This window comes from Bradyrhizobium sp., assembly GCF_036735945.1.
Lineage (GTDB): Bacteria > Pseudomonadota > Alphaproteobacteria > Rhizobiales > Xanthobacteraceae > Bradyrhizobium.
In genome coordinates this window covers 23,267-36,098 of the sequence record NZ_DAINNI010000046.1, presented here as the reverse complement: position 1 = coordinate 36,098, position 12,832 = coordinate 23,267, and the positions used below count along the sequence as shown (strand labels likewise).

14 protein-coding genes are annotated in these 12,832 nt (G+C 64.8%); 6 read left to right on the top strand and 8 right to left on the bottom strand.

Going from position 1 to position 12,832, the window contains the following annotated elements:
- From V7E26_RS16590 to V7E26_RS16580, 3 genes are all read right to left on the bottom strand, one after another.
- Positions 1-154 (bottom strand): transglutaminase N-terminal domain-containing protein (locus tag V7E26_RS16590; protein WP_324417900.1); only part of this gene is annotated, 154 nt, incomplete at its 3' end.
- A 61-nt stretch (positions 155-215) separates the two neighbouring features.
- The gene (locus tag V7E26_RS16585; RefSeq protein WP_324417896.1) at positions 216-1,160 is read right to left on the bottom strand and encodes an alpha-E domain-containing protein; all 945 of its coding nucleotides are present in this window, start codon (positions 1,158-1,160) and stop codon (positions 216-218) included.
- A 2-nt stretch (positions 1,161-1,162) separates the two neighbouring features.
- On the bottom strand, positions 1,163-2,581 hold the full coding sequence (locus V7E26_RS16580; protein WP_324417894.1) for a circularly permuted type 2 ATP-grasp protein: 1,419 nt from the start codon (positions 2,579-2,581) through the stop codon (positions 1,163-1,165).
- A 221-nt stretch (positions 2,582-2,802) separates the two neighbouring features.
- Here V7E26_RS16580 and V7E26_RS16575 point away from each other — a divergent pair, with 221 nt between their 5' ends.
- The 3 genes from V7E26_RS16575 to V7E26_RS16565 all read left to right on the top strand — a co-directional run bounded on the left by V7E26_RS16575 (position 2,803) and on the right by V7E26_RS16565 (position 4,788).
- Complete coding sequence (locus V7E26_RS16575) at positions 2,803-3,540, top strand: competence/damage-inducible protein A (protein WP_324417892.1); 738 nt, start codon at positions 2,803-2,805, stop codon at positions 3,538-3,540.
- 25 nt (positions 3,541-3,565) lie between these two features.
- Positions 3,566-4,084 (top strand): xanthine phosphoribosyltransferase, encoded by a 519-nt coding sequence (gpt, locus tag V7E26_RS16570; protein ID WP_324417890.1) that lies wholly within the window; start codon positions 3,566-3,568, stop codon positions 4,082-4,084.
- An 83-nt stretch (positions 4,085-4,167) separates the two neighbouring features.
- Complete coding sequence (locus tag V7E26_RS16565) at positions 4,168-4,788, top strand: hypothetical protein (RefSeq protein ID WP_324417888.1); 621 nt, start codon at positions 4,168-4,170, stop codon at positions 4,786-4,788.
- 56 nt (positions 4,789-4,844) lie between these two features.
- Here V7E26_RS16565 and V7E26_RS16560 read toward each other — a convergent pair whose 3' ends face one another.
- Positions 4,845-5,867: a methionine synthase gene (locus V7E26_RS16560; protein WP_324417886.1), complete on the bottom strand. Its 1,023-nt coding sequence runs from the start codon at positions 5,865-5,867 to the stop codon at positions 4,845-4,847.
- A 118-nt stretch (positions 5,868-5,985) separates the two neighbouring features.
- Between V7E26_RS16560 and V7E26_RS16555 the strand changes: the two genes are divergently transcribed.
- The 3 genes from V7E26_RS16555 to V7E26_RS16545 all read left to right on the top strand — a co-directional run bounded on the left by V7E26_RS16555 (position 5,986) and on the right by V7E26_RS16545 (position 8,454).
- Complete coding sequence (locus tag V7E26_RS16555; protein WP_324417884.1) at positions 5,986-6,687, top strand: glutathione S-transferase N-terminal domain-containing protein; 702 nt, start codon at positions 5,986-5,988, stop codon at positions 6,685-6,687.
- Positions 6,688-6,859: 172 nt separating this feature from the next.
- Positions 6,860-7,480 (top strand): 2-hydroxychromene-2-carboxylate isomerase, encoded by a 621-nt coding sequence (locus V7E26_RS16550; RefSeq protein ID WP_324417882.1) that lies wholly within the window; start codon positions 6,860-6,862, stop codon positions 7,478-7,480.
- A complete protein-coding gene (locus V7E26_RS16545; RefSeq protein ID WP_324417880.1) occupies positions 7,480-8,454 on the top strand; it encodes an NADPH:quinone oxidoreductase family protein in 975 nt (324 codons plus the stop codon). The genes V7E26_RS16550 and V7E26_RS16545 overlap by 1 nt, the downstream gene beginning before the upstream one ends.
- 7 nt (positions 8,455-8,461) lie before the next feature.
- Here the strand turns inward: V7E26_RS16545 and V7E26_RS16540 are convergent, their stop codons facing one another.
- The 4 genes from V7E26_RS16540 to V7E26_RS16525 all read right to left on the bottom strand — a co-directional run bounded on the left by V7E26_RS16540 (position 8,462) and on the right by V7E26_RS16525 (position 12,818).
- Positions 8,462-9,145, bottom strand: coding sequence for an esterase/lipase family protein (locus V7E26_RS16540; protein WP_324417878.1), 684 nt, complete (start codon positions 9,143-9,145; stop codon positions 8,462-8,464).
- Between the two features lie 107 nt (positions 9,146-9,252).
- Complete coding sequence (locus V7E26_RS16535) at positions 9,253-10,143, bottom strand: crotonase/enoyl-CoA hydratase family protein (protein WP_324417875.1); 891 nt, start codon at positions 10,141-10,143, stop codon at positions 9,253-9,255.
- 88 nt (positions 10,144-10,231) lie between these two features.
- Entirely contained in the window at positions 10,232-11,653 is a 1,422-nt protein-coding gene (locus V7E26_RS16530) for an amidase (protein ID WP_324417873.1), read from the bottom strand.
- A complete protein-coding gene (locus V7E26_RS16525) occupies positions 11,646-12,818 on the bottom strand; it encodes a M20 aminoacylase family protein (RefSeq protein WP_324417871.1) in 1,173 nt (390 codons plus the stop codon). The genes V7E26_RS16530 and V7E26_RS16525 overlap by 8 nt, the downstream gene beginning before the upstream one ends.
- Positions 12,819-12,832 lie beyond the last annotated feature (14 nt).

The window sequence follows — 12,832 nt, the reverse complement described above, 5'->3', positions numbered from 1 at the left end:
GGGTGTCGAGGCGGGAATCGGTCGAGACGTCGATCTGCCATTCGGCGACATATTGCCCGTCATGGCTGCCGGGCGTCATGCGCAGGATCTGGATCACGCCCGAGGCGGGGGGTTCGTAGCGGTAGGTGGTGGTGTGGGCAATTCGCAGGCGCATGGCTTACCGCTATTCTCTGCTGTCATTCCGGGGCACGAAGCGAACCCGGAATGACAGAACATCAAATCAAATACTGCCTGGTGATGATCTCACCCAGCCGCGAATTATCGGCGATGAATTCCTGGATGAACTCATGCACGCCGTGCTGGAAGATATCGTCCATGTGGCTGTGTTCAAGCCGGTTGCGGACGCCGCGGGCATGGCGCTGGGAGGGGCCCTGGCGGCCATAGGCGACGCCGATCTGGTCCAGGTTGCGCACCAGGTTGCTGTAGCAGCTCGCCAGCGACCGCGGCAGGCTGTCGTTGAGGATCAGCAGGTCGGCAATCAGCCACGGCTTCAGCGTCTCGCGATAGACCCAGTGATAGGCCGTCGTCGCCGATACCGAGCGCAGGATCGAGGTCCACTGGTAGTAGTCGAGGGGGCCGCCGACATGCTCCTCCTCGGGCAGCAGCACATGATATTTCACGTCGAGAATGCGCGCGGTGTTGTCGGCGCGTTCCAGATGCACGCCCAGCCGCGAGAACCAGTAGGCGTCGTTGCGCAGCATAGTGCGATAGGCCGATCCGTCGAAGCGCAGCGAGGTCTCCTGCACGAAGCGCAGGAACCGCGCCAGCTCCTCGCGGCTCGACGTGCCCTTGCCCCAGACTTCCTGCAATTCGATCCAGGCCGAGTTGATGGTGTCCCACATCTCCGATGTCAGCGCGGTGCGGACCGAGCGTGAATTCAGCCGCGCCGCCTCGATGCAGTTCTTGATCGAGGAGGGATTGGACTGCGAGAACGCCAGATATTCGACGACGCTCTGCTCGTTGGCTTCCGGATAGGCTTCGTGGAAGCTCTCGCTGACGCCGGCGGTCAAAAGCGCCGATTCCCATTCGTTGGTCTTGCCGACATAGGCGGCGGGCAGCGCGGTCACCCGCAAGGTCGCGTCGATGGTGCGCGCGATGTATTCGGCGCGCTCGACGTAGCGGGCCAGCCAGTAGAGGTTTTCGGCGGTGCGCGACAGCATCTCTATTCGTCCAGTATCCAGGTGTCCTTGGTGCCGCCGCCCTGGCTGGAATTGACCACCAGCGAGCCCTCCTTCAGCGCCACCCGGGTCAGTCCGCCCGGCACGATGGTGACGTGCCTGCTTCCCGTCAGCACGAACGGCCTGAGATCGACATGGCGCGGCGCGAGGCCCGACGCCGTGCAGGTCGGGCAGGTCGAGAGCGCCAGCGTCGGCTGGGCGATGAAGCCTTCCGGCTCGCGCTTCAGCTTGTCGCGGAACGCCTCGATCGTCGCCTTGGTCGCGGCGGGGCCGATCAGCATGCCGTAGCCGCCGGAACCATGCACTTCCTTGACGACCAGTTCGCCCAGATTGTCGAGCACGTAGGCGAGATCCTTCGGCTCGCGGCAGCGCCAGGTCGGCACGTTCTTCAGGATCGGTTCCTCGCCGAGATAGAATTTCACGATCTCGGGCATGTAGGAATAGATCGCCTTGTCATCGGAGATCCCGGTGCCGACCGCGTTCGCCAGCGTGACATTGCCGGCGGCATAGGCCGACATCAGCCCGGGCACGCCGAGCGCCGAATCCGGGCGGAAGGTCAGGGGATCGAGGAAATCGTCGTCGACACGGCGGTAGATCACGTCGACGCGCTTCAGCCCTTCGGTGGTGCGCATGAACACCTCGTCGGACTTGACGATGAGGTCGCGGCCTTCGACGAGCTCGATGCCGAGCTTGTCGGCGAGGAAGGAGTGTTCGTAATAGGCGGAGTTGTAGACGCCGGGCGTCATCAGCGCCACCGTCGGCTCGGCCGAGGCGGAAAGCGGCGCGACCGAGCGCAGCGCCGACAGCAGTTCGTCGGGATAGCGCTCGACCGGCGCGACGCGGTGGCGGGCGAACAGGTCCGGAAACAGCCGCATCATGATTTCGCGGTTTTCCAGCATGTAGGACACGCCCGAGGGTGTCCGCGCATTGTCCTCCAGCACGATGAAGTTCTCGGCGTCGACCCGGACGATATCGATGCCGGCGATATGCACGTAGACGTCGTGCGGCACGCTCTGGCCGTTCATCTCGGGACGGAAGACCGGGTTCTGGAAGATCAGGTCGTCGGGAATGATGTTGGCGCGCAGGATGTCGCGGCCGTGATAGATGTCGCGCAGGAACATGTTGAGCGCGCGGACCCGCTGCTTCAGGCCCTTTTCCAGCACCGTCCATTCCTTGCCCGACATGATGCGCGGGATCACGTCGAAGGGGATCAGCCGTTCCTGGGCGTCGGCCTCGCCATAGACGGCAAAGGTGATGCCGATCCGGCGGAACAGCAGTTCCGCTTCCTGGCGGCGATATTCCAGGGCTTCCGGGGGCGTTTCCTTCAGCCAGCGGGAGAGCTCCCGATAGGCCGGGCGGAGGTCGCCGCCGGGGCCGTTCATTTCGTCAAAGGCAACTGCCATAAATCCTGACTATCCCCGACGCCATGCGGCACAGTGCATGACTTCACGGGATGGTAGCAAGGGTCGGGCCAGCGCGATATGCATTGGCTCGCGGCATTTCGTACTGGGTGGCCGGCCGCGCTGCCCTAAAAAAGGGCTGCCGGGTGCTTATTTCGGCAGCAAACCCCCGTGACTTCAATGCGCTGCGTGCGCAAAGTACCGGGAAAGGTTGGGGAGAAGTCATGAGCGAGATCGTCACGGCGGGTATTCTGGTCATCGGCGACGAGATCCTGTCCGGCCGCACCAAGGACAAGAACATCGGCTTCATCGCCGAATACCTGACCAATATCGGGATCGACCTCAAGGAAGTGCGCGTCGTCGCCGACGAGGAGGCCGACATCGTCGACGCCCTCAATGCACTGCGGAAACGATACACCTACGTCTTTACCACCGGCGGTATCGGGCCGACCCATGACGACATCACCGCCGACAGCGTCGCCAGGGCGTTCGGCGTCGGGATCGACCATCACCCGGAGGTCGTGGCGCGCTTCCGCGAGCGCTGGAGCGAGCAGGATCTGAACGAGGCGCGGCTGCGCATGGCCCGCGTGCCCGATGGTGCCGAACTGATCCAGAGCGCCACCATCCTGGCGCCCGGCTTCAAGCTCGGCAACGTCATCGTGATGGCCGGCATCCCCTCGATCATGCAGGCGATGATGGACATCGTCGCGCCCAAGCTGAAGTCCGGCGTACGGATGCTCTCGGACTCGGTGCGGGCCAATGCGCGCGAAGGCGACATCGGCGGGCCGCTGCGCGAGATCGCCAACGCCCATCCCGACACCATCATCGGCAGCTATCCGTTCATGGACGAGGACAAGAAGCCGAATACCAACCTCGTCGTCCGCTCGCGCGACCAGGAAAAGCTCAACGCCGCGATGGCCGCGGTGAAGGAGATGCTGGCCGGAATGAACGTGGCGCGGTAGCAGGCCGGCAGGAAGGCGAACCAAGGTGGCAGACAACACTTCCGAACCTGATGCCGAGGCGCGGACAGGCCGGCCCTTTCCGGTCTCCTGGGATCAGTTCCACCGGGATTGCCGGGCGCTGAGCTGGCGGCTCAACGAGGTCGGGCCGTTTTACGCGATCATCGCGATCACCCGCGGCGGGCTGGTGCCGGCGGCGATCGTCGCGCGCGAACTCGGCGTTCGCCTGATCGATACCGTCTGCATCGCGAGCTACGACCACACCAGCCAGGGCGACCTGCAGGCGCTCAAGGGCGTGTCCGCCGATGTTGGCAAACTCGGTGGCGGCACCGGCAAGGGGCTTCTGATCGTCGACGACCTCGTCGACACCGGCGCCACCGGGCGGATGGTGCGCCAGATGCTCCCGGATGCCCATTTCGCCACCGTCTACGCCAAGCCGAAGGGCAAGCCGCTGGTCGACACTTTCGTCACCGAAGTGTCGCAGGACACCTGGATCCATTTTCCCTGGGATACCGCGCTGTCGTTCCAGCCGCCGATACGGCCGTAATGGGCAAATAGGGAGTAGCGAATAGCGAGTAGGGAAAGGTACCATTCGCCATTCGCTACTCGCCACTCCCTATTCGCCAGTCCATGCCCCTGCAAAACCGCGTCACGCCCTCGGGCGACATCATCGCCACTCCGCATCGCGGCCTGTTCACCGGCAACCGCGGCATCATCCATGATCCCGCGACGAAGAGCTTGCTGAACAAGCGCTGGTCGAGTCCGGCCTGGATCACCTGCCTCTGCGAGTTCAGGGGCTGGCGGCGGCCGGTGATGGGCCGGCGGAGCTGGACCGAGCTGTTCTTTCTCGACGAGGCCACCGCCTTCGCTGCCGGTCACCGCCCATGCTTCTTCTGCCGCCGCGACGACGCCAACCGTTTTCGGAGCTGCTGGGAAAAGGGCAATGGTGTTTCGGACATTCGCGCAAAGCAGATGGATGCGGTGCTGCATCGCGAGCGACTGGATCGCGGCAGGAAACGGCTGCATTTGCTGCCGATGCCGATGGAGAAGCTTCCCGACGGCGCGATGGTGGCGCGGGAAGAAGACAGTTTCCTGATCGTGCAGGGCAGGGCGCTGCAGTGGTCGATGGCTGGCTATCGCAGGGCGGCGGGCGCAATCGACGACGCGTTGCTGTTGACGCCACCGTCAACGTTGCGGGCGTTGAGCGCTGGCTATCTGCCCGTGCTGCATCCGAGTGTGATCGAAGTTTAGTTTAGCCATCGAACGCCCTATCCTTCGTCAAGCCCGGCCATGACGGTGGATGAAGCTCACCCCAACTTCTGCCGCGCCAGTTTCGCGCCGGCGCCGAGCGCCGCGAGCTTGGCCTCGGCGATATCCCGCCGCATCGGCGCCATGCCGCAATTCGTCGTCGCGACGATGTTGCCGAGCGGCACGAATTTCGCGACCGCCTCGATCACCTTGACCACCTCCTCGGCGGTCTCGACCGTATCGCTGGCGACGTCGATCACGCCGGCCTGGATCACCTTGCCGGGCAGCAGCGCCAGCAGGTCCAGCGGCACTTTCGAGTTGCGGCACTCGATCGCAACCTGCTGGATCGGGCTCTTGGCGATGGCGGGGAAGATGTCTTCATACTGCCGCCACTCGCTGCCGAGCGTCTCTTTCCAGTCGGTATTGGCCTTGATGCCGTAGCCGTAGCAGATGTGGACGGCGGTGGTGCAGGTCAGGCCTTCGGCGGCGCGCTCCAGCGCCTTGATGCCCCAGTCGGAGACCTCGTCCATGAAGACGTTGAAGGCCGGCTCGTCGAACTGGATCACGTCGACGCCGTCGGTCTGCAGTGCCCTGGCCTCGGCGTTGAGCAGTTCGGCGAATGCGAACGCCATCTTGACCTTGTCGCCATAATATTTGTCGGCGACGGTGTCGGCGATGGTCATCGGGCCGGGCAGGGTGAACTTCAACTTGTTTTTGGTGTGGGTGCGGGCGACGCGGGCCTCGTCGGCATGGACGCGGCCCTTCAGCGTCAGCGGCGCGGTCACCTGCGGCACCATCGCCTTGTAGCGGTCATTGCGGATGCCCATTTCGACCTTGTGGGCGAAATCGATGCCGTCGACTTTCTCGAGGAAACCGTGGACGAAATGCTGGCGGGCCTGCTCGCCCTCGGTGACGATGTCGACGCCGGCGTCCTCCTGCAGCTTCACCGCGAGCAGGGTGGCGTCGCGCTTGGCGCGGGCGAGTTCCTCGCCCTTCGACTTCCAGGGCGCCCACAGCATATTGGGTTCGGCCAGCCATTCCGGCTTCGGCAGCGAGCCTGCAATCGTGGTTGGAAACAGCATGGGAGCCTCCCGGTCAGTATCGATTGAGCGCCTGTCTGCCATGTCTTAAGATCGAGGTACAGAACAACAAAAGTCGCCAGGGCGTGGAATATGTCCCACCCGGCAGCCAGGGGAGACGATGATCGATCTGCATTACGCGCCGACGCCCAATGGCTGGAAAGCCTCGATCATGCTGGAGGAACTCGGGCTTCCCTATCAGGTCGTTCCGGTCAACATCCGCGCCGGCGAGCAGTTCAGGCCGGAATTTCTGGCGATCAGCCCGAACAACCGGATTCCGGCCATCGTCGACCATGAGCCCGCCGACGGCGGCGAGCCGCTTTCGGTGTTCGAGACCGGCGCCATCCTGATCTATCTCGCCGACAAGACCGGGCGCTTTCTCCCCAAGGAGACGCGGGCGCGCTCCCGTGTCCTGGAATGGCTGATGTGGCAGATGAGTGGGCTGGGGCCCATGCTCGGCCAGCACGGCCATTTCGCACTGTATGCCGCGGAAAAAATCCCCTACGCGATCCAGCGCTACCGTGACGAGGCGGCGCGGCTCTATGGCGTGCTCGACCGCCAGCTCGGCAGGACCGGCGCCTATGTCGCCGGCGACTATTCGATCGCCGACATCGCCTGCTTCCCCTGGGCCATGACCCACAAGGCGCAGGGCTTTACGCTCGACGACTACCCGAACGTCAGGCGCTGGTACGCCGAGGTGCGCGCGCGGCCGAAGGTGCAGGCGGGGCTGGCGATCGGCAAGTTCGTGAAGGAGCCGTTCGACGAGGAAGCGCGGCGGAATATGTTCGGTCAGCGCGCGAAGGAACTGGCGGAGCGGAAGTAAGACTCCAACCGCATCGTCATTGCGAGGAGCGCAGCGACGAAGCAATCCATCTTTCCCCGGGTGGCGCGATGGATTGCTTCGCTGAGCCTGTCATCGGGCGGGCATTCGCCCGACCCGGTGGCTCGCAATGACGGTGAAATGACACGGGCCTAAACCAACAAGGAAAACACCCATGCTTGAATTCTTCTTCGACTGTTCCAGTCCCTGGACCTATCTTGCCTTTCACAACATCCAGCCACTGGCAAGGGAGGTCGGCGTCGAGATCTCGTGGCGGCCGATCCTGGTCGGCGGCATCTTCAATACCGTCAATCCCAGCGTCTATGCGTCGCGCGAAACGCCGGTGCCTTTGAAGGCGCGCTACATGAAAAAGGACCTTGCCGACTGGGCGCGCTCCGCGGGCCTTGCGATCAAGATGCCGCCGACGGTGTTTCCGGTGAACAGCGTCAAGGCGATGCGCGGCTGCATCTGGCTCGGCCAGGAATCTGGCGAACGCATGGTGCCGTTCGCGCGCGCGGTGTTCGAGACCTATTGGGGCGACGACAAGGACATCTCGCAGGATTCGGTGCTGACCGGGATCTGCAAGAAGGCCGGCGTCGACCACGTCAAGTTCTTCGACGGCATCGGCCAGCAGGCGATCAAGGACCAGCTCAAGGCCAACACGGACGAGGTGATGGCGCGCGGCGGCTTCGGTTCGCCGACGATCTTCGTCGACAAGACCGACATGTATTTCGGCAATGACCGCATGCCGCTGATCCGCGAGGCGCTGGAGCGCGCCAAGGCGCGGGCCGCCTGATGCCGAGGGCCGTCGTCTGCCGCGAGCTCGGCCCGCCCGAGAACCTGAACCTGGAAACATTTGCCTCGGTGCCGCTGGCGCCAGGGCAGGTGCGCATCGCCATTCGCGCCGCCGGGCTGAACTTTCCGGACGTGCTGATGGCGGCGGGCGAGTATCAGCTCAAGCCGCCGCTGCCGTTCACGCCGGGCGTGGAAGCTGCCGGCGACGTCGTCGAGGTCAACGGGGCGGAAGGGGTTGCGCTCGGTGACCGCGTGATCGTCAAGATGCGGCACGGCGCCTATTGCGATGAAGCCGTCGCCACGCCGTCGCAACTCGTGAAACTGCCGTCGACCTTCGATTATGCCGAGGGCGCGACGTTCCTGGCCGGTCATGGCACCGCCTATCACGCGCTGCTCGACCGCGGGCAGGTTCAGCCTGGCGAAGTGCTGCTGGTGCATGGCGCGGGCGGCGGCGTTGGCCTTGCCGCCGTCGAGGTCGGCAAGATGCTGGGCGCCATCGTCATCGCTACGGCATCGAGCGACGAGAAGCTTGCGATTGCCAGGGGAAGAGGCGCCGACCATCTGATCCGCTACGACCGCGAGCCGTTCCGCGATGCCGTCAAGCGCATCACCGACGGGCGAGGGGCGGATGTCGTGTTCGATCCGGTCGGCGGCGAGGTGTTCGAGAATTCGATGCGCTGCATCAACTGGGGCGCGCGGCTCCTGATCATCGGCTTCACCGGCGGCATCGGCCTTGCGAAGACCAATCTTCTGATGATCAAGGGCGCCAGCGTGCTCGGCGTCCGCGCCGGCGAGGCGGTGCGGAGAAATCCCGCGCTCGGCGCGGTCAGGATCAAGACGCTGACCGAATGGGCGGAAGCCGGCAAGGTGCGCCCCAACGTCTCGCACCGCCTGCCGCTGGAAGACTACGCCAAAGCGATGCGGCTTCTGATCGACCGCAAGGCGATCGGCCGCGTGGCGCTGGTGATGGAGTAGTTTCCCGTCATGCCCCGCCGTGTGCGCAATTGCGCACCGGCGGAGTAAACTTCCCATCCCTCAAAAACGCAATCGTCTGCGCGATCGCGACGCTATTGCGCACCAGCCACGGATGCGGGGTGGGAATCACGATGTGGTCCGCCATCCCGTCGAGTTCAGTGTTTGCGACTGAAACCCGTCCGTCATGCGGCTTCGGCAGGAAGGCCGATGTGATCGGATAGATCGACCTGTTGCCGGCGATGATCCCCACGGGATAATCGACTGGCGGAAACAACGCCTCGATGACGTTATCCCGCTGCGTGCCGAGCTGCTGTCCCGCCGGTCCGAAGAAAGCGCGGTAGGGCATCAGATGTCCGAGACGGTCAGCGATCTCGCTGCCGCGGTTCGGCGTGCCGAGCATGACCACGTAGCCAAGACGCTTTGGTCGATGCCTCGCAATGTAGACCCGCGCCAGCAAGCCGCCCATCGAATGACAGACGAAATGGACCGGGCCGTCGACGCCATCGGAAAAGCGCTGGATCGAGGGATGAATGTCCTCCGCCAGCGCGTCCAGCGCCTTGCGGCGGCTCGCATAGTCCTGGTTAAGGGCGGCGAAGCCGGCGCTTTCCAGCGCCGCCTGCATCTTCCGGAACGATCGCGCCGTCCTGCTGATGCCATGCAGCAGGACGACGCCGTGAGCATCTTCGGTCATTCCGGGGCGATGCGGAGCATCGAACCCGGAATCTCGAGATCCCCCGGCGCGCAATGCGCACCTGAGGTCTGGTGCTGACGCACCATCCCGGGATGACTGCTTCGCAGTCACTTATACTCCCGCTCGTCCCACCACGGGAAATAGTCGGGCATGTCGCTCGATACCTTGTCCTTGAACTGCGCCGGGCGCTTTTCCAGGAACGAGACCACGCCTTCCTTGACGTCGCCGGAGCGCCCGCGGGCATAGATGCCGCGGCTGTCGACCTTGTGGGCTTCCATCGGATCGTCGGCGCCGAGCATGCGCCACATCATCTGCCTGATCAGCGCGACCGAGACCGGCGCGGTCTTGGCGGCGAATTCCCTGGCGAGCGCGCGGGCGGTCGGCAGCAATTCGTCCGGCGGCACCACCTTGCTGACGAGGCGGCCGGCGAGCGCTTCCTGCGCCGGGAAGACGCGGCCGGAATAGCACCATTCCAGCGCCTGCGAGATGCCGACGATGCGCGGCAGGAACCAGCTCGAGGCGGCCTCCGGCACGATGCCGCGCTGGGAGAACACGAAGCCGAAGCGGGCGGCATCGGAAGCGATGCGGATATCCATCGCGAGCTGCATGGTGACGCCGATGCCGACGGCGGGTCCGTTCACCGCCGCGATCACGGGCTTGAGGCACTTGAAGATGCGCAGCGTCACCTGGCCGCCGCCGTCGCGCACCTGTGGATCGCTGTAGTCCACCGCGCCGCTGGCAAGGCGCTTGACCGGCCCGCGCCGCGCGTCGCGGTCGAACGTGTTGGCGCCCGAGGAGAGGTCAGCGCCGGCGCAGAAGCCGCGGCCGGCGCCGGTGACGATGATGGCGCGGATATTGTCGTCCTTGTCGGCCGCGTCGAACGCGTCGATCATTTCCTGCTGCATGGTGCCGTTGAAGGCGTTGAGCTTGTCGGGCCGGTTCAGCGTGATGGTGAGAATCTGATCTTCGACCTCGTACTTGATGGTCTCGTACGCCATGGGAGCGGACTTCCTTCCTGCTATTTTTCGTTCCTACAAAAGAAGACGCGGCTGGCCGGGTCAAGCCCGGCCATGGGGCGCAATGTCGCTACGCCTTCGGCGGCATCGGCCACGGCCGCTGCGCGCCGCGCAGGCCTTCGAACGCCTTGGCCATGCCGAGCACGCCGAGATCGTCGAAGCGGCGGCCGACGATCTGCACGCCGATCGGAAAACCGTTCCTGTCGTAGCCGCCATTGATCGAGAGCGCGGGGTTCTCCGACATATTCCACGGCACGGTAAAGCAGATGTGCTCGAACGGCTTGTCGGGGTCGTTGATCGGGGAAGCAAACTCCGCCGGGAAATTCACCACCGGCGATACCGGTGAGATCACGTAGTCGAGTTCGCAGAACAGTTTCGCCGCGGCGGCGCGGATCGCCATCGTGGCATTGAAGCCCCTGACGACGTCGACTCCGGAAAGCCGTGCGCCGGCTTCCGCCCATGTATGGATATAGGGCAGCGCCTTGCCGCGCTCCTCGGGCGAGAGCTTTGTAAGATCGTCCCACATCCGGGCGCGCCAGAAATTGTCGAGCCCTTCGACCATCTCGCGCGTCAGGATGCCGTCGACCTCGGTCACGACGGCGCCGGCGGATTCGAACGCTTTCGCCGCCTTGATGACGATGCTGCGCACCTCGCTTTCGAGCGCCTGTCCGGTGCCGGCATCGAGCATCAGGCCGATACGGAGCTTGCGCGGCGACTTGTCGTGGGCCTTCCAGTTGATGCTGTCGGCCGGCAGGCTCATGCCGTCACGGCGGTCGGGCTTCGACAACACGCACATCATCAGTGCGGCATCATCGACGGTGCGGGTCATCGGCCCTGCGACACGGCCGACATAGGGCGGGTCGATCGGAACGCGGCCGAGGCTCGGCTTCAGCGCGACGAGGCCGCACCAGCAGGCGGGGAGCCGCACCGAACCGCCGATGTCGCTGCCGAGATGCAGCGGGCCGTAACCGGCCGCGCCCGCCGCGCCGGCGCCGGAAGAGGAGCCGCCGGGATTCTTGCTGAGGTCCCAGGGATTGCGGGTGAGGGGATGGAAGCTGGAGAGACCCGACGACAGCATGCCGTAATCCGGCATCGTCGTCTTCGAGAAGATGATTGCGCCGGATTCACGCAAGCGCGCGGCGGGCGGCGCATCCTTCTCGGCCGGTACCTGTTTGACGCTCGCAGCGCCGAGCGGAATCGGCTGGCCCCTGGTGGCGATATTGTCCTTGATGGTGACGGGCACGCCGTCGAGCGTGCCGACCGGCTCGCCGAGTTGCCACCGGTCGGTCGACGCCTTCGCGGCGGTGCGCGCACCGTCGGGATCGTACAGGTAAAGCGCCTTGATGTGCGGCTCCCAGGCCGCGACATGCGCGATCACTTCCTCCAGCACTTCCGACGGCGAGAACTGCTTGGCGCGATAGCCGGCGATCAGGTCGGTCGCGGACAGGTCATGCAGCGAGGTGATCTGGTCTTCGATGATCGGTTTATGCATGCGAACCTGCCGGCAGACGGGTTTCGATGATGCGGGCGAACATGCTGGCGCCGATCGGCAGGATCTTGTCGTCGAGGACAAACCCGGGATTGTGCACCGGCACCGAGCCGTCATGGCCGACCCAGAAATAGGCGCCCGGTATCTCCTGCATCATGTCGGCGAAGTCCTCGCTGCCCATCTTCGGCGCCGAGCGCGTCAGGACGTTGGCGGGATCGACCACGGTCCTGGCCACGGCTTCGACCACGCGGGACTGTTCTTCCTGGTTGACGAGAACGCTGAACGTGTCGCGGATATCGGCTGATATCTCGCACTCGAATGTCGCGGCAACGCCGGCGCAGATCTTGCGCATGCGGTCGCGGATCATCGCGCGCACGCCGTCGTCGAAGGCGCGCACGGTGCCGCCGAGCCTGGCGTCGCCCGGAATGACGTTGTTGGCGGAGCCGGCATGGATCTGCGTGACCGACAGCACCGCGGCCTTCAGGGGATCGACGTTGCGGCTGACGATGGTCTGCAGCGCCTGCGCCAGCGTGGTCGCGATCACCACCGCGTCCTTGGAACGCTCCGGCATCGCGCCATGCGCGCCGTAGCCCTGAATGGTGATGTCGAAGAAATCGGCGCCGGCCATCGCAGGTCCGGGCAGGATCGCGATCTCGCCGTGGTTCAGGTCAGGCGCATTGTGCAGGCCGTAGACCTCGTCGCAGGGAAATTTCTGGAACAGGCCGTCCTTGATCATCGCGCGCGCGCCGCCGAGGCCTTCCTCGGCCGGCTGGAAGATGAAATGCACGGTGCCGTCGAAATTTCTGGTCTCGGCCAGATAGCGCGCGGTGCCGAGCAGCATGGTGGTGTGGCCGTCATGGCCGCAGCCGTGGAAGCGGCCGGGAATGGTCGAACGCCATTTCAGGTTGGTGTTTTCCTCCATCGGCAGCGCGTCCATGTCGGCGCGCAGGCCGATGCGCTTGCCGCCGCTGCCCTTGCCCTTGAGGACGCCGATCACGCCGGTGCCGCCGAGGCCGCGATGCACCTCGATGCCCCAGCCCTTCAGTTTCTCCGCGACGATGCCGGAGGTGCGCACTTCCTCGAAGCCGATCTCGGGATGGGCATGCAGATCGCGCCTGATGGCAGTGAGTTCCTCGACGTAGCCGTCGATGCGTTCGATGGTGGGCATGTCTGTTATCCCGT